17 protein-coding genes are annotated in these 16,665 nt (G+C 62.0%); 8 read left to right on the forward strand and 9 right to left on the reverse strand.

What is annotated here, in order from left to right; genetic code table 11:
• Position 1: 1 nt before the first annotated feature.
• Positions 2-1,174 (reverse strand): MalY/PatB family protein, encoded by a 1,173-nt coding sequence (locus U3648_RS01480; protein WP_420857462.1) that lies wholly within the window; start codon positions 1,172-1,174, stop codon positions 2-4.
• Between the two features lie 94 nt (positions 1,175-1,268).
• Between U3648_RS01480 and def (U3648_RS01485) the strand changes: the two genes are divergently transcribed.
• From def (U3648_RS01485) to rnr, 4 genes are read left to right on the forward strand one after another with little or no spacing between them, the layout of a single operon-like run.
• Positions 1,269-1,790 (forward strand): peptide deformylase, encoded by a 522-nt coding sequence (gene def / locus U3648_RS01485; RefSeq protein WP_420857463.1) that lies wholly within the window; start codon positions 1,269-1,271, stop codon positions 1,788-1,790.
• A 35-nt stretch (positions 1,791-1,825) separates the two neighbouring features.
• Positions 1,826-2,323, forward strand: a complete 498-nt coding sequence (gene def / locus U3648_RS01490) for a peptide deformylase (RefSeq protein WP_420857464.1) — start codon at positions 1,826-1,828, stop codon at positions 2,321-2,323.
• Positions 2,324-2,327: 4 nt separating this feature from the next.
• Complete coding sequence (gene fmt, locus U3648_RS01495) at positions 2,328-3,227, forward strand: methionyl-tRNA formyltransferase (RefSeq protein ID WP_420857465.1); 900 nt, start codon at positions 2,328-2,330, stop codon at positions 3,225-3,227.
• Positions 3,228-3,276: 49 nt separating this feature from the next.
• On the forward strand, positions 3,277-5,544 hold the full coding sequence (gene rnr / locus U3648_RS01500; RefSeq protein WP_420857466.1) for a ribonuclease R: 2,268 nt from the start codon (positions 3,277-3,279) through the stop codon (positions 5,542-5,544).
• A gap of 74 nt (positions 5,545-5,618) precedes the next feature.
• Here rnr and U3648_RS01505 read toward each other — a convergent pair whose 3' ends face one another.
• On the reverse strand, positions 5,619-7,166 hold the full coding sequence (locus U3648_RS01505; protein ID WP_420857467.1) for a trimethylamine methyltransferase family protein: 1,548 nt from the start codon (positions 7,164-7,166) through the stop codon (positions 5,619-5,621).
• A gap of 262 nt (positions 7,167-7,428) precedes the next feature.
• Here U3648_RS01505 and U3648_RS01510 point away from each other — a divergent pair, with 262 nt between their 5' ends.
• Positions 7,429-7,992 carry a hypothetical protein gene (locus tag U3648_RS01510; RefSeq protein WP_420857468.1) on the forward strand — a complete coding sequence of 188 codons (564 nt, stop codon included), beginning with the start codon at positions 7,429-7,431 and terminating at the stop codon, positions 7,990-7,992.
• A gap of 106 nt (positions 7,993-8,098) precedes the next feature.
• Positions 8,099-8,554: a hypothetical protein gene (locus tag U3648_RS01515; protein WP_420857469.1), complete on the forward strand. Its 456-nt coding sequence runs from the start codon at positions 8,099-8,101 to the stop codon at positions 8,552-8,554.
• A gap of 33 nt (positions 8,555-8,587) precedes the next feature.
• Here the strand turns inward: U3648_RS01515 and U3648_RS01520 are convergent, their stop codons facing one another.
• Together U3648_RS01520 and U3648_RS01525 are read right to left on the reverse strand one after the other, a co-directional pair.
• Positions 8,588-8,935, reverse strand: a complete 348-nt coding sequence (locus U3648_RS01520; protein ID WP_420857470.1) for a hypothetical protein — start codon at positions 8,933-8,935, stop codon at positions 8,588-8,590.
• 23 nt (positions 8,936-8,958) lie between these two features.
• Entirely contained in the window at positions 8,959-9,180 is a 222-nt protein-coding gene (locus U3648_RS01525) for a ribbon-helix-helix protein, CopG family (RefSeq protein ID WP_420857471.1), read from the reverse strand.
• Positions 9,181-9,358: 178 nt separating this feature from the next.
• Between U3648_RS01525 and U3648_RS01530 the strand changes: the two genes are divergently transcribed.
• A complete protein-coding gene (locus U3648_RS01530) occupies positions 9,359-9,658 on the forward strand; it encodes a hypothetical protein (RefSeq protein ID WP_420857472.1) in 300 nt (99 codons plus the stop codon).
• On the opposite strand, the gene lepA is transcribed toward U3648_RS01530, so the two are convergent.
• From lepA to U3648_RS01555, 5 genes are all read right to left on the reverse strand, one after another.
• Positions 9,659-11,458, reverse strand: a complete 1,800-nt coding sequence (lepA, locus tag U3648_RS01535; protein WP_420857473.1) for a translation elongation factor 4 — start codon at positions 11,456-11,458, stop codon at positions 9,659-9,661.
• A gap of 138 nt (positions 11,459-11,596) precedes the next feature.
• Positions 11,597-12,091 carry an HNH endonuclease gene (locus U3648_RS01540; protein WP_420857474.1) on the reverse strand — a complete coding sequence of 165 codons (495 nt, stop codon included), beginning with the start codon at positions 12,089-12,091 and terminating at the stop codon, positions 11,597-11,599.
• A gap of 65 nt (positions 12,092-12,156) precedes the next feature.
• On the reverse strand, positions 12,157-13,122 hold the full coding sequence (locus U3648_RS01545) for a DNA cytosine methyltransferase (RefSeq protein WP_420857475.1): 966 nt from the start codon (positions 13,120-13,122) through the stop codon (positions 12,157-12,159).
• Positions 13,123-13,335: 213 nt separating this feature from the next.
• Positions 13,336-13,866: an adenine phosphoribosyltransferase gene (locus U3648_RS01550; RefSeq protein WP_420857476.1), complete on the reverse strand. Its 531-nt coding sequence runs from the start codon at positions 13,864-13,866 to the stop codon at positions 13,336-13,338.
• A 63-nt stretch (positions 13,867-13,929) separates the two neighbouring features.
• Entirely contained in the window at positions 13,930-14,802 is an 873-nt protein-coding gene (locus tag U3648_RS01555) for an S-methyl-5'-thioadenosine phosphorylase (protein WP_420857477.1), read from the reverse strand.
• Positions 14,803-14,940: 138 nt separating this feature from the next.
• On the opposite strand from U3648_RS01555, the gene U3648_RS01560 reads away from it, so the two are divergent.
• The gene (locus tag U3648_RS01560) at positions 14,941-16,563 is read left to right on the forward strand and encodes a SulP family inorganic anion transporter (RefSeq protein ID WP_420857478.1); all 1,623 of its coding nucleotides are present in this window, start codon (positions 14,941-14,943) and stop codon (positions 16,561-16,563) included.
• Positions 16,564-16,665 lie beyond the last annotated feature (102 nt).

Below are 16,665 nucleotides of genomic sequence, written 5' to 3' on the forward strand. Positions count from 1 at the left end.
GCTACTGCAAATCGGAAAACGCGGATTGCAGGCGGGCGACCGCCTCTTCCACGATGTCGCGCCGGGTGGCGAGGTTGAACCGCAGGAAGGTTTCCCCGCCCGCGCCGAAACCCGGCCCGGGGCTGGCCGCGATCTTCGCCGTTTCGCGCACCCGTTTGTCCACTTCCTCGTAGGTCATGCCGGTGTCGGCGAAATCGACCCAGGCCAGGTAGGTGGATTGCAGCGGCAGCGACCGCACACCGGGAATGGCATTCACGCCCGCGTCAAAGATCTTTCGGTTCTGATCAAGATAGGCCATCTGTTCGTCGACCCATTTGGCGCCTTCCGGGGAATAGGCGGCCTCGATCATCTTCATGGCAATGACACCGGGGCCATAGTCCAGTTGTGACAGACGATTGACCAGCGCTGCGCGCAGCCCGTTGTCCGGGATGATCAGGTTGCCGGTCCGCTGTCCCGCGATGTTGAAGGTCTTGGATGCGGCGGTCAGGATCACCATCCGGTCCTGATGGTCGGGCGCGGCCACATGCATCGGCACAAAGGTCTCGCCGGGATAGACAAGGTCGTGGTGGATTTCGTCCGACAGGATCAGCAGGTCATTCCGGGCCGCGAAATCGGCAACTGCGCGCAACTCGTCCGCAGTCCAGAGCCTTCCTGTGGGGTTTTGTGGCGAACACCAGATCAGGATTTTCTCCTTGCCGGTCAGGCGGGACTGCGCATCGTCGAGGTCCAGTTCATAGCGGTCGCCATCCCGACGCAGCGGGCATTCCGTCATCACCCGGTCGTTCTTGCGAATCTTATGCGCGAATTCGTGATACACAGGCGAGAAGACCACAGCGGCGTCGCCGGGATTGGAATAGGTCTGCAAGGACAGGGCAATCGCATTGCCTAGCCCTTGCGATGTCACGATCCAGTTGGTGTCGATGTCCCAGTTGTGCCGGTTCTTCATCCACCATTGGATCGCATTTCGGTACGCGGGATATTCCCAGGAATAGCCAAAGACCCCATGATCGGCGGCGGCGCGTATCGCGTCGCGCACGCAATCGGCGGTGGGATAGTCGGAATCGGCGGTCCACATCGCCAACCCATCATCGGGGGAGACACCGAAAAGGGCGTCCATCTTGTCCCACTTGGTGCTTTGGCTGCCGCGGCGGTCTATGGGGTCATCAAAACTCATCACAGGTCTCCTTGCTTGGCGCCACGCTAGCGCAGCCGCTGTCAGGCGCAAGCCCATGTTGCGCAGCGGCATTGCATCGCTTACATGGCCTGTCATGAGCCTGAGACCGATCCTGATCCATCCCGATCCGCGCCTGAAAAAGGTGTGCGATCCGGTGACCGAGCTGTCCGACGATATTCGCCGGCTGGCCGATGATATGCTGGAAACCATGTATGACGCGCCGGGCGTCGGCCTTGCCGCGCCGCAGGTGGGTGTTATGTCGCGGATGCTGACCATGGATTGCGTCAAGGAAGAGGGTGCGGCGCCGCAGCCGATGGTCCTGATCAACCCGGAAATCACCTGGGTCTCAGAGGAGACCAATGTCTACGAAGAAGGCTGCCTGTCGATCCCCGAACAATACGCCGACGTGACCCGCCCCGCCGAAGTCGACGTGACCTGGCTTGGTCTGGACGGAAATACCTATGCCGAGCGGTTCAGCGGGCTGTGGGCCACTTGCGTCCAACACGAGATCGACCATCTGAACGGCAAGCTGTTCATCGACTATCTGAAACCGCTCAAACGGCAGATGATCACCCGCAAGATGCAGAAACTGAAGCGGGAACAGGCGCGCGGCTGACCCGCGTTTCGTCCAACCCGTCCGGAGGAGCCTCAATGCCCCATCGCCCGTTCCTGATGTGGCCGCACAAGGGGCTGCGCACCCCTGCCGACCCGGTGGGCGAGATCACCGACGACATTCGCGCCATCTGGGACGAGATGATCACGGCGATGGAGGAGATGCCGGGCGTGGGCCTTGCCGCCGTGCAGCTGGGCATTCCGTTGCGCCTTGCCGTGGTCGATGCGTCGAACGAACGGGGCCGTGCGGTGCGCATGGCCAACCCCGAGGTGCTTCACGCGTCAATCGAGTTTCGTGACCACGAGGAGGCCTCGCCCAATCTGCCGGGCGTGTCCGCCAAGATCAGCCGCCCCCGCGCGGTGACGGTTCGGTTTCTGAACGAGGCAGGGGAACAGGAAGACCGCGATTTCGTCGGGCTTTGGGCGACCTCCGTTCAACACCAGATCGACCACCTGAACGGACAGATGTATTTCGACCACCTGTCCAAGACCAAGCGCGACATGCTGTTGCGCAAGGCAAAGAAGCTGAAGGGCTAGAGTGATGCGCGTCGTCTTCATGGGAACGCCAGAGTTTTCGGTCCCGGTGCTGGAGGCATTGGTCGATGCCGGGCACGATGTGGTCTGTGTCTATTCCCAGCCGCCCCGCCCGGCGGGCCGTGGCAAGAAGGACCGCCCGTCGCCGGTTCAGGCCCGGGCCGAGGCGCTGGGCCTTCCTGTCCGCCATCCGCTGAATTTCAAGGACCCGGCGGAGGTGCAGGCCTTTGCCGCCTTGCGGGCCGACTTGGCCGTTGTTGTGGCTTATGGGCTGATCCTGCCGCAGGCCGTGTTGAACGCGCCCGCGCGGGGGTGCCTGAACATTCACGCCTCGCTCCTGCCGCGTTGGCGGGGGGCGGCGCCGATCCACCGGGCGATCATGGCGGGCGATGCGGAAACCGGGGTTTGCATCATGCAGATGGAGGCAGGGCTGGACACCGGCCCGGTCCTGCTGCGCAAGGCGACCCCCATCGGGCCCGAGGAAACCACCGGCGAATTGCATGACCGCCTGTCGGCGCTTGGGGCCACGGCGATTGTCGAGGCGCTGGAGCGCCTGCCAGATCTGACGCCAGAGCCGCAGCCGGAGGCAGGCGTCACCTATGCCGCGAAAATCGACAAGGCCGAGGCAGCGATCGACTGGACCCGACCGGCGGAGGAGGTCAGCCGTCTCATCCGGGGGCTGTCGCCCTTCCCCGGCGCCTGGACCCTGATCAACGGCGAACGGGTCAAATTCCACGGCGCCCGCGTGGTGCCGGGACAGGGCGCGCCGGGGGCGGTTCTGGGCGGGTTCACCGTGGCCTGTGGCGCGGGTGCGGTCGAGATCACCCGCGTGCAGCGCGAGGGCAAACGCGCCATGCCCGCCGAAGAGGTTTTGCGCGGCATGACCCTGCCCGCACGTCTGGGGTAGGCATCTCTTTCCCGGTGACGCTGCGCCTTGCCCATGCTAGGGCGAGGGTATGACACGTATTCCTTCCAAGGATGAAATCCTTCAGTGGATTTCGGACAATCCGACCCTCACCGCCAAGCGCGACATCGCCAAGGCCTTTGGCATCAAGGGCGCGGCCCGCATCGACCTCAAGCGTATCCTGCGCGAGCTGGAGGACGAGGGCGTCCTGCGCAAGCGCAAGTCGTCCTATCGCGAGGCGGACAAGCTGCCGCCGGTGGCGGTGCTGCGCATTTCCGCGCCGGATGCTGCGGGCGATGTCTTTGCCCGCCCGCTGGAGTGGGAGGGCACGGGCGAAGAGCCCGCCATCCTGATGCTACTGAAATCCTCGGACCCGCCCCTTGGCGACGGCGACAGGGTGCTGGCCCGATTGACCGAGGTCGGGGGCGAGGCCCATGCCTATGAAGGCCGGTTGATCCGCAAGATCGGCACCAACCCGCAGCGCATCCTTGGGGTCTATCGCAAGGGGTCCGAAGGGGGGCGGATCGTGCCGATCGACAAGGGCGCGGACAAGCAATGGGTGGTGCCCGCCGGGGCCGAAGAGGGCGCGAAGGACGGCGAGCTGGTCGAGGCGGAACAAAGCGGGCCGAAGGGCCGGCTGGGCCTGCCCAAGGCGCGCATCGTGGCCCGGCTGGGCGATCCGACCGCGCCCAAGGCCGTCAGCCTGATCGCGATCCATCAGCATGGCATCCCCGATGCCTTCCCCGACGAGGTCGTGGCCGAGGCTGACCGCGCCAAGCCCGCCGGTCTGAAGGGGCGCGAAGACCTGCGCGACCTGCCGCTGCTTACCATCGACCCCTTCGATGCCCGCGACCGGGACGATGCGGTGCTGGCCATTCCCGACGACGACCCGAAGAACGAGGGCGGATTCATCCTGTGGGTGGCGATTGCCGATGTGGCTCATTACGTCCGCCCCGGATCGGCCCTGGATCGCGAGGCGAAACATCGCGGCAATTCCACCTATTTCCCGGATCGCGTGGTGCCGATGTTGCCCGACCGCCTGTCAGGCGACCTGTGTTCGCTGCATGAAAACGTACCCCGCGCCTGCATGGCCGTGCGGATGCGGATCGACAGTGCCGGGCACAAGATCGACCACCGGTTCACCCGTGGGCTGATGAAATCCGTGGCCTCGCTGAACTATATGGAGGTTCAGGCGGGCATGGACGGGCAGCCGAATGACAAGGTCGCCCCCCTGATGGAGGAGGTGATCCGCCCGCTGTTTGCGGCCCATGATGCGCTCAAACGGGCGCGGGCGGCGCGGCAGCCGCTGGAACTGGACCTGCCCGAACGCCAGATCGTCATCAACGAAGATGGCCATGTCACCAGCGTGGATTTCAAGGAGCGGCTGGAGGCGCACAAGCTGATCGAGGAATTCATGGTGCTGGCCAATGTGGCCGCCGCCGAGGAACTGATCCGCCTGCGCACGCCGCTTCTGTTCCGGGTGCACGAGGAACCGAACCCCGACAAGCTTGATGCGCTGCGCGAGGTTGTGCAGGCGTCGGGCCTGACGCTTGCCAAGGGGCAAGTGCTGAAGACCCAGCACCTGAACAACCTGTTGAAACAGGCCGAGGGGACGGAGAATCAGGAGCTGATCAACCTGCAAACTCTGCGGTCGATGACGCAGGCCTATTACAGCCCGACGAACTTTGGCCATTTCGGTTTGGCGCTGCGCAACTATGCGCATTTCACCTCGCCCATCCGGCGGTATTCCGACCTGATCGTGCACCGGGCTTTGATCCGGGCGCACCGTTGGGGCGATGACGGGCTGACCGACGCCGAGATCGAGCTGCTGGAAGACACCGGGCAAAAGATCAGCGACACCGAACGCCGGTCAATGATGGCCGAACGGGACACCACCGACCGCTATCTTGCCGCCTATCTGTCCGACCGGATCGGAGCCGAGATGACCGGCCGGATCAGCGGCATCGCCCGGTTTGGCGTCTTCGTGAAGCTGGATGAAACCGGGGCCGACGGGATGATCCCGATCCGAGAGCTGGGGCGCGAGTTCTTCCACTACGACGCGGAAACCCAAACTTTGACCGGGTCAGACACCGGGCTGGTCATCGGGTTGGGTCAGCGGGTCACGGTCAAACTGGCCGAGGCTGCGCCGGTTACCGGGGGGCTGATCGTGGAACTGGTGAAACTGGACGACTACGCCATGCCCAAACCCTCGCGGTATGGGCGCAAAGGCAAGGGCGGAAAGCCGCCCCGGCGCAAGGCGGGTGCGGCCAAACACAAGGCCAAGGCGATCAAGCGCAAGGTGAAACGGACGCGACGCTAGGGAAGGTGGGTTGAAACCCATCTTACAGAACACGTCCAAATGTAAGGTGGGTTTCAACCCACCATGGCTGACCGCTAGTAGCTTTGGTTCAACTCATCCGCCGCTGGGATTTCCCGTTCCCGCCGGGCGATATAGTCCAAGAGCGCGTCGTTCTTGGCCGGGTCGAGTTTCGGTTCTTCGTACTCCGACAGCAATTTGCGGGCGTACTTCAAGGCGCGTTCGGTGATGTCCTGCGATCCTTCGGCAACCCATTGTTCGATGGAATTGTTGTCGAACAGTTCCGGCATGAAATATGCGGTCTGGAAGTTTTCCTGCGTATGCGGATGGCCAAGGTAGTGGCCGCCGGGGCCCACATCCGCAACTGCCGCGATCGCGTCGTCAAAGCCGTCCCACTGGGGGCCGCTGCCCATCCGGTGGGCCATGGCGCATTGTTCGGCGTCGACGACGAATTTGGCGACCGAACAATGCATCCCTGCCTCGTTCCATCCCGCGCTGTGCCAGATGTAATTGGCCCCGGAATGGATCACCGCCGAAAGGGTTGTGGCGCTTTCATAGCCTGCCTGCGCGTCAAAGGTCTTGGCCCCGCCGAGAGTGTTCGAGGTGCGCCACGGCACCCCGTAGAAGCGCGCCATCTGACCGATCATGAAGTTCATCAGGCTGATTTCCGGCGTGCCGGCCATGGGGGCGCCAGACTTCATGCTGACCGTAGACAGGTAGTGGCCATAGATCGCAGGCGCGCCCTTGCGGATCACCTGCGTATAGGCCAGCGCCGACAGGGCCTCGGCGTTCAGCTGGGCGACCGTGGCGGGGACGTTGGCGGGGGTGTTCGCCCCGCCCAGAACGAAGGGCGAGCACAGAACGGGCTGGTTGCGGCGGCAGAAGGCCCGCATCGCGCCCAGCATTGTTTCATCCCAGACCAGCGGGCTGTTGCCGTTGCAATTCCCGGTGGTGACCGGATGGGTTTCCATGAACTCAGCGCCGAACAGGATGGCGCACATCTCCATCACGTCCTCGGCGTTCTTGGGGCTGGTGGTCATGCCCATGAACATCTTGTCCGAATGCTTCATCGACGAATAGGTGATCCGCAGGTGACGCTGGCTGATCGGGTGGTCATAGGGTTCGACAATGTGATGCGCCGACGAATGCAGCGCGGGCAGCATGTGCGACAGTTTGTGGAACATCGCCAGATCGTCCAGCGTCGGGTTCCGCCGCACATCGTCCAGATCGCGCAGATAGGGCGCGCCCGTCATCGGAACGAAGACCGAATGCCGCCCCCCAAGCCGCAGATTCTTTTGCGGATCGCGGGCGTGATAGGTGAATTCCGATGGGATCGTCGCAATCAATTCGCGCACGAGACCCCGGTCAAGATAGACACGTTCGCCCTCGACCTTGGCACCGGCCCGTTTCCAGTCATCGATGGCAATCGGGTCGCGGAACTGAACGCCGACGTTTTCGAGGATCGACATCGAGGCATCGTCGATCTTCTCAACCTGCGCGCCATCCATCACCTCGCACAGGGGTAGCGCGCCGGTCAGGCCGGGCAACATGGTGCGGTTTGGGGCGGTGCGGATCGCACGGCGGGCGGCACGACCGCCTGCGCGGCTTCGGATGGCTTGGGTCATTGGGGGTCTCCTTCGACAAGGATCATCCGCAATGACAGGCCCGGAATCATGCAGGTTTGCGAAATCTGGTTGCAGAAAGCGACCTGTCAGAACACCGGAGAAGTTAAGAAAACGGCAAGAGACAGGGCGCTGGTGAGGGTGATGAAGGTGTGGGGGATGAGGTGGGACATGGTTGGCTCCTTTTGTACCAAACGTCCGGGGCCCCCGGTTCCGTCGCATCCAATTGGCCCCGCCCTGCGTATTCCGTTAAAAGGAGAGCGCCATGTTCAAGACGACCCTAGCCCTGATTGCCCTGGCCACGCCCGCGCTGGCCTATGTCCCCGTGCTGGACATCGACCCCAAAACCGCCGACGCCCCCTATGTGATCGACGACGCCGAACATTCGAAGGCGATCTATGCGATCCTTGACGGCGACGCGGATTACTACCGGATCGAAGAGACCGAGGAATTCGACTTTTACGTCGGCATCACAGCGGCCAAGCTGGAGGGCTGCGACCTGCAAAATACCTTTAGTTTCGAAGTGCTTGACGCGAATATGCAGGTGATCGACAGCCGCGACGGCAGCAGCTTTGACTGGTGGCCCTGGTTCGAGGAGTTCGGCGAGCAATGGTATTGGGTCGGCCCGGAAATCGGCGCGGATTTCGCGTCAACCACCCGCTACCCGGCGGGAACCTACTACGTCCGGGTGTTCAACGAGGGGAACACGGGTAAATACGTGCTGGCCGTGGGCGATGACGAACGGTTCGGGCTGGGCACGCTGTTAACCATTCGCGGCACCGTGCGCGAGACTGAGGCCCTGTTCTGGGACGAAGCCGACTGCCCGTGATCCGGCCACCGCACGGTAGGGCCGCCTGAAATTTACCGGTTTGTACAAGACTGCCCGCTGACAAGGCGCGGTTTGTACAGCGCCGGAGCAATCTCAGGAGGCCCAGATGATCGGACGGATGACCATCAGCAACGCGCGCAAACGGATCGGCTGGATCTGCACCCATGTGCAGGACCCGCGCAACTATGTCGTGCTGCTGCGGCACGGCAAACCCATCGCCGCCGTGGTCAGCATGGTAAGCCTGAAACGGATTCAGGTGGCCGAGGATCAGGACGAGACGGGGCACATCCGCCACCCGCTCTATGACATCTGGCAAAACGGGAGCGGCAGCGGGTTCCCCGGTTGGGAAATCGGGCGGCGGGGCAAGATGGTGACGGCCGAGGAAGCCGCGCGGGAATTGCGGACGCTGCAACTGACCCGGGCCGAGGAACGGCGCATCCTGCAGAAGGGCGGGCTGGAGCCGGTGCCGGGCGGAGAACTGATGGAAGAACGCCCCGCCTGGGCGGTGGAGCTTTGGGCGAAACAGCGCAAATGGTGGGGGCTGGGGCGGTTCAGGCGGTAGGGGTGGCGTCCAAATGTCGTCGCCTTGATTTAGTTAGCTATTGTTGGAATTCGTTGATGCGCCCATTACGAACGCCAGCGACGAGACAAGCGTAAGACGTAGCATTTCTGCAGCCCATGCTGGTGGCTCCGCAGGTTGGCATGTTCCACTTTCATCGCACATTTGCCACAGCATAGGATACAAGACTAGTGCAAGGATAGAAGCCAAAGCTGTGCCGGCGACTATGGCCAGCGCAGTCTTTGTTATCCAGCCGTCTTTCCTTTCAGGATATGGCGGCTGGACTTTGTTGATGGCTACCAACTTGTTAACATCAAGCAGCCGCTCGGCATCCAAAATGCTCTTGTTGGAGGCTTTCGATGTATTGAGATCATTGGTAGCCATTGTTTACCTATCAAGGTCGAAAATCATAGAACATTGATGATTTCGGCATCCAACTTGGATGCGTCGTCAACAAAGCCTATGTGTGTGCGGCCCCGTGCCTTCTGTTGCTTGAACGCTTTCATAACGGCAAGCGCTCGGCGAACGATGTCAGTGCGGGAAGTCCCAGTATCTTCCGCCAGTTCATCGATCAGTTCATCGAGGTCGTCGCTAATAATTACGCTCAGACGTTTTGAGTTCTTGGACATACTTCTCTCCTGGAAGACTCGGCGGTTACGTCGCCATCATCTGTGCCTATGTTATGTAGTTCTTTGTGCCGTAGCTTGCAATGAAAATATTACTGAGGTATTAACATTATGCGCCAATAGTGTTGCAATATGGTTCACTTTGTGCGACATATATGCTTGCTTGTGATGGTAGGTTGCCATGGACGATGATCTTGATGCCGCAGTAAAATTGTTGGTGGACGAAATGGAACTCCCGAGCGATGCTGCCGAGGAGCTGCTAACGATACTGGAGTTGGCTGAAAAAGATCCAAAGAAATCAATATTATTTGGTCACGACTGCTTGTTCTCGATCCGAGTGGACAACAATCACGGGCATGAAGGAAAATTTTGGTTCAACGGCAAGCGAGTCTACGAATACACGTTTGGCCTAGCTATCGTGGAGGCCACGAATGCCACGAGATTCATCGTCGAGATAGTCCTAATTAGTGGTCCGACCTGACTAGCTGTCCATCTTCAGCGCGCTGATGAAAGCCTCCTGCGGGATATCCACCTTCCCGAACTGCCGCATCTTCTTTTTGCCAGCCTTCTGCTTGTCAAGCAGTTTCCGTTTCCGCGTGGCGTCGCCGCCGTAGCATTTCGCGGTCACGTCCTTGCGCAGTGCCGACAGGGTTTCCCGCGCGATCACCTTGCCGCCGATGGCCGCCTGGATCGGGATCTTGAACATGTGGCGCGGGATCAGGTCCTTGAGCTTTTCCACCATCGCCCGCCCGCGCAGTTCCGCCCGGTCCCGGTGCACCATCATCGACAGCGCATCGACCGGCTCGTCATTCACGAGGATCGACATCTTCACGAGGTTATCCTCGCGGTAGCCGGTCAGCTGGTAATCGAAAGAGGCATAGCCCTTGGTCACCGATTTCAGCCGGTCGTAGAAGTCGAAGACCACCTCGTTCAGGGGCAGGTCGTAGACGGCCATCGCCCGGCTGCCCGCATAGGTCAGGTCCATCTGGATGCCGCGCCGGTCCTGGCACAGCTTCAGCACGTCGCCGAGGTATTCGTCGGGCACCATGATCGTCGCCTTGATCCGCGGCTCCTCGATATGGTCGACATGGGTCAGGTCGGGCATGTCGGCGGGGTTGTGCAGGTCCCGCTGGGTGCCGTCCTTCATGAAGATGTGGTAGACCACCGAGGGCGCGGTGGTGATCAGCTCGATATCGTATTCCCGTTCGATCCGGTCGCGGATCACTTCGAGGTGCAAGAGCCCCAGGAAGCCGCAGCGGAACCCGAACCCAAGCGCGGCGGAGGTTTCCATTTCGAAGCTGAAGGAGGCGTCGTTCAGCGCCAGTTTCTCGATCGCGTCGCGCAAGTCGTCGAATTCGGCGCTGTCCACCGGGAACAGCCCGCAGAACACCACCGGGACCGAGGGTTTGAAGCCCGGCAGGGGTTTGTCGGTGCCCTTCTTCTCGGTCGTGATCGTGTCGCCCACCTTGGTGTCGCGCACCTGTTTGATCGAGGCGGTGAAGATGCCGATCTCGCCCGGCCCCAATTCCTTGATGTCGACCATCTTGGGTTTCATCACGGCCAGCTTGTCAACGCCGTAGACCGCGCCAGTCTGCATCATCTTGATCCGGTCGCCCTTGCGGATCACCCCGTCCATCACCCGGATCATCACCACGACGCCGAGGTAGCTGTCATACCAGCTGTCGACCAGCATCGCCTTCAGCGGCGCGTCCCGGTCGCCCTTGGGCGCGGGCAGGTGGTGCACGATCGCCTCGAGCGTTTCGATGATCCCCTCGCCGGTCTTGGCGCTGACCCGGATCGCGCCCGAGGCGTCAATGCCGATCACATCCTCGATCTGGGCCGCGACCCGGTCACAGTCCGAGGCGGGCAGGTCGATCTTGTTGAGGATCGGCACGACCTCGTGGTCCGCGTCGATCGCCTGATAGACGTTGGCGAGCGTCTGCGCCTCGACCCCTTGGGTGCTGTCCACCACCAGAAGCGAGCCTTCGACGGCGCGCATCGAGCGGCTGACCTCATAGGCAAAGTCCACGTGGCCGGGGGTGTCGATCAGGTTCAGGATATAGGTCTGGCCATCCTGCGCGGGATATTCGATGCGCACGGTGTTGGCCTTGATGGTGATCCCGCGCTCGCGCTCGATATCCATGCTGTCGAGCATCTGGGCCTTCATATCCCGATCCGCGACGGTCTTGGTTTCCTGAATCAACCGGTCGGCCAGGGTCGATTTGCCGTGGTCGATATGGGCCACGATCGAGAAATTGCGGATGTGCGACAGGTCGGTCATGTTCAGGCGTCCGGATACGGGGTTCAGGCGCTGTCAATGGCCGGAAAGGGGCAGATTTGCAAGGGGGAGGGTGGGGGATGTATTGTGTAGCAGACAAGGTGCCGACGGTTCCGCCCCAAGCTTTCTGTACTAGATGGCCTAAGGTTCGAACTTCGCCTTCAACCACTCCAGTACTCCTTTCTGGTCGGCGGCAGTTGCGCGTCGAACCTGAACTAGCAGTTTGTGAAGTGATGGCCGATCCAGTGTAAGATTGGCGGCACCTTCATTGCAGACGGAGCAGAGTGCACGGAGGTTGCTGGCTTCGTCGGACCCGCCTTGCGATTTGTCGATGACATGGCCGATGTGAAGCCGGGTCTTGCGACTTTCGTCATAAGGATGTGGTTCGCCCGCAACTGCGCCACATTGTTGGCAAGTGAACCCGTTACGATCGAGAACATAGGCCCTCGTTTCCTTGGAGATATTCCGCTCAAAGGCTGGCTGAGGTTTCGGGTCCTTGAGGAGGTATTGTCCGGGTTTCAATGTGGACAAATCGTTGTTTGTCAGGATTTGGTAGCCTTCTTCGGTTCGCAATTCCCTGACCCGGCGCGCCCATTCAGAAATTGCGCCCACCTCCCGGAGTTCTTCGGCATCCATTACACGGCCGATATTTGCCAAGAAATGCTGTCGTAGCCGCCCCCGTGCGCCGCCTGACCCCATTGTCATTCCGCAGCCACCGTATAGTCAGAGGACACTTCTTCAGAACGTTCAATTGCTTCGCGGATTGAAAGCCCGAGGGCCTTGGCGACCGGTGGCGGGAACGCATTTCCCACTTGTCGGTAGGCGGCGGTCTTGCGTCCAGTGAACTTCCAATCGTCCGGAAAACCTTGAATGCGTGCGACCATTTCGACGGTCAGCCTGGGATCACCGGAAAAGCCTTTCTCGGGCGCATCTTCAGCAATGGAGCCGCCGTTCACGCCCAGTTTTCGCCACGCCTCTCTCGCGCGAGTTGGACCCAAGTCGGGTCCCCCATGTTTCTTCGAGCCACCGACAACCGTAGGGGCGATTCCCTGGGCCCTTGTTCGCCATGTTTCAATTTCAAGCCAGCCATTCTTTGCCATTAGATCAGAAAGTACATCACCGACGAATGGTGCCGTAGTCTCTTGAGGGACTGGAAAGCGAAAGTGTCGCCAGACATTCGGTTTGGCAGCGACAATAGCAACACGGGTTCTGCTTTGTGGGACGCCAAAATTCTGAGCATTGAAGAGACACCAGTCCATTTCGTAGCCCAACTTGGAGAACTTTCGCTTCAACTCAGAGCGATAGCCAGCGAATGACTTGGACATGAATCCGCGAACGTTCTCAATCAAGATTGCTTTCGGCTGAAGCTTGGCGATCAGCCTCAACGCGGCAGGGAACAGGTCTCTTTCATCCAGCTTGCCAAGTTGCTTACCTGCGACGGAAAAAGGGGGGCATGGCAGACCAGCAGCAAAAAGGTCCGGACGTTGTATCGAAGGCGGGTCAAAAACTGACATGTCCTCACAACGCACGTCCCATTCCGGGCGATTGTGACGGAGTGTTCGACAACAGTCCGGATCGTTGTCCACCAGCAGGGCATGCTTGAACCCTGCCAGTTCAAGGCCGAGTGCCTGACCGCCAGCGCCCGCGCAGAATTCAACCGATATCATAAGATCCCTCCGTTCGGCACAGCATATGGCGAACGCGATGTGCGAAGCAACCACATCTATGCGAGGTCTAGCCCGGAGTGCCAATCATTTGAGGCTTATCATGCGAAGACATAGTAAACGTCATCTTAATTCAAACAACAATGATGTTTCCCAGCTTGTCGATAGATCTCGCGCCACGCTCGGTTGGCTTGGTGCGGAGTGGAACGCGTGGGGTTAGGCCCCGTCGAATTCGCAGAGGGTGTGGACTTCCATGCCCATGGCTTCGAGCCGTTTGCGTCCGCCCAGTTCGGGCAGGTTGATGACGAAGGCGCAGCCGATCACCTGCGCCCCCAGCATTTCGATCAGCTTGATCCCGGCCTCGGCGGTGCCGCCGGTGGCCAGAAGGTCATCGACCAGCAGCACCTTGTCCCCGGCTTCCAGCGCGTCGTCGTGAAGTTCCACCGTGGCCGAGCCGTATTCCAGCAGGTAGTCCTGCGAGATCACGGCGCCGGGCAGTTTGCCCTTTTTGCGGATAGGCACGAAGCCCTTGCCCAATTGGTGCGCCACGGCCCCGCCAAGGATGAAGCCCCGCGCCTCGAGCCCGGCGACCTTGTCGATAGGTTGGCCGGCGTAGGGGTGCAGAAGTTGGTCCACGGCCATCCGGAACCCGCGCGCATCCCCGAAGAGCGTGGTCACGTCGCGGAACATAATCCCCGCGTGCGGGAAGTCGGGGATGGTGCGGATGTAGTCCTTGACGGTTTTCATGGGCGGTCCCGTATTGGGGTTTCGGTTGGCGGCAGAATGGCGGGCATGGGGCCCCGGGGCAAGTCAGCGCAGCACGCGCCCCGCCACGGCGTCAAGCTTTGCCACCAGCGCCGGGTCGCGTTTGTCGGGGGCGGTCATCACCGCGAAATCCAGTGCCCGGTCGCAGCCACAGGGGCAGGGCGCGCGGGTCCGGTCCAGCGTGGCCGCGGTTCCGGCGACGGTGGCGCGGGCGTGGGCGGCGTTGCCCTGAAGCGTGGCGAGGATGGCGGAGATGTCGACCGACCCGTGGTCGGGGTGCCAGCTGTCATAATCGGTGATCATGGCGACGGGCGCATAGCAGATCTCGGCCTCGCGCGCCAATTTCGCCTCGGGCATGTTGGTCATGCCGATCACGTCGCAGCCCCAGACCTCGCGGTACAGCCTGCTTTCAGCGAGCGAGGAGAACTGCGGCCCTTCCATTGCCAGATAGGTGCCGCCCCGGTGGGTGGTGACCCCGGCGGCGCGGGCGGCCCGTTCCACCGCGTCGGACAACCGGGCGCAGGTGGGGTGCGCGACACTGACATGGGCGACACAGCCGGTGCCGAAAAAGCTTTTGTCGCGGGCGATGGTCCGGTCGATGAACTGGTCCACGATCACGAAGTCGCCGGGCGCGAGGTCTTCGCGGAACGAGCCGCAGGCGGAGACGGCGACGATATCCGTCACCCCCAGCCGCTTCAGCGCGTCGATGTTGGCCCGGTAGGGCACGGTGGAGGGCGAATGGACGTGTCCGCGCCCGTGTCGGGGCAGAAAGGCCATGGGCAGCCCATCCAGCGTGCCGGTCAGGATCTCGTCCGAGGGCGCGCCCCAGGGGGTGTCCACCGCCTGCCAGCGGGCGTCCTGCAACCCGTCGATGTCATAGACCCCCGATCCGCCGATCACGCCAAGCCTGGTTTGCATGGGTTCCCTTTCCCCTTCTGCCGCAGGTTGAGAAGACCAGAGCGCCGGGGGGCTGGCAAGACCCGCCGGGGGTGACAATCCGGCCCGGACCCTGTAGGGGGCTGCCAACGCGACCAGAGCAATCCACAGGTTTCCCCCATGACCCGATCCACATTCGCGGCCTTCGCCGACCGGCTGTCCTTTGCCCCTGAACCGGGCGACATGCATCCCGCCCGCCTGAAGACAGAGGTTCTGTCCGGGCTGACGGTGGCGCTGGCGCTGGTGCCCGAGGCGGTGGCCTTTGCCTTTGTCGCCGGGGTGCATCCGCTGGTGGGCCTGTATGCGGCCTTCATCGTCGGGCTGATCACCGCGCTGATCGGGGGGCGGCCGGGCATGATTTCCGGCGCGACAGGGGCGCTGGCCGTGGTCATGGTCAGCCTTGTTGCCCAGCATGGGGTGGAATACCTGTTTGCCGCCGTCGTCCTGATGGGGCTCATCCAGATCACCGTGGGCTTCCTGCGCTGGGGCAAATTCATCCGGCTTGTGCCACATCCGGTGATGCTGGGCTTTGTGAACGGGCTGGCCATCGTGATCTTCCTTGCCCAGTTGTCGCAGTTCCAGGTGCCCGGCAGCGCCGAGGCGTCGGGGCATGGCATGTCGGGGGGCGAGTGGCTGTCGGGGATGCCCTTGGTGCTGATGCTGGCGCTGGTCGCCTTTACGATGTTGGTGATCTGGGGCCTGCCGAAGCTGACCAACGCCATTCCAGCGCCGCTGGCGGGGATCGGCCTGACCGCCGCCATCGTGATCGGGCTGGGGCTGGATGTGCCACGTGTGGGCGACATGGCCTCGATCGAAGGCGGGCTGCCGCCGTTCCATATTCCGATGGTGCCGCTGACCTGGGAGACGCTTCAGATCATCCTGCCCTATTCCGTGATCCTTGCCGCCGTGGGCCTTATCGAAAGCCTGCTGACCCTGAACCTCGTGGGCGAGATTACCGGCCGCAAAGGTGGCGCCAGTCAGGAATGCGTGGCGCAGGGCGTGGCCAATACCGTGACCGGGTTCTTCGGCGGCATGGGCGGCTGTGCGATGATCGGCCAGTCGATGATCAACGTGAAGTCCGGCGGGCGCAGCCGCGTATCGGGCACAGTGGCGGCGCTGTTCCTCCTATCCTTCATCCTGTTCGCCTCGCCGCTGATCGAACAGATCCCGCTGGCCGCGCTTGTGGGTGTGATGTTCATGGTGGTGATCGGGACCTTCGCGTGGAATTCGCTGCGCATCCTTGCCAAGGTGCCGCTGACCGATGCCTTCGTCACCGTCCTTGTGACCGTCGTGACCGTGGCGACCGACCTCGCCACTGCCGTGGTCGTAGGGGTGATCGTGTCGGCGCTGGCCTATGCCTGGACCAATGCCAAGCGTATCCACGCGGTCACCCGCGAATCGCACACCGAAAAGGGCGCCAAGGTTTATGAAATTCAGGGGCCGCTGTTCTTCGGGTCCACCGATGGCTTTGCCGAGATCTTCGACGTGGAGAACGACCCGGATACGGTGATCGTCGATTTCGCCGGCAGCCGGGTGGCGGACCAGTCCGCGCTACAGGCGATCGAGGCGCTGGCCGCGAAGTACGAAGAGGCGGGCAAGCGGATCATGCTGCGCCACCTGAGCCGCGATTGTCATCGCCTGCTGACCAAGGCCGGGCACCTGATGGTCGATAGCGACGATGACCCGGATTACGAGATCGCGGCGGATTACAGCGTGCGCACGGGAATCATCGGCGGGCACTGATCCGCCCCGCCACGACCGCGCAACAGAAAGGCACCCCGCGGGGTGCCTTTTCATTTGTGCAGCGCGGTTCCAACGAGGCCGCTGGAGCAGCGTAACGGCACC

Source organism: Marivivens marinus (genome assembly GCF_035969385.1).
Classification (GTDB): domain Bacteria; phylum Pseudomonadota; class Alphaproteobacteria; order Rhodobacterales; family Rhodobacteraceae; genus SELP01.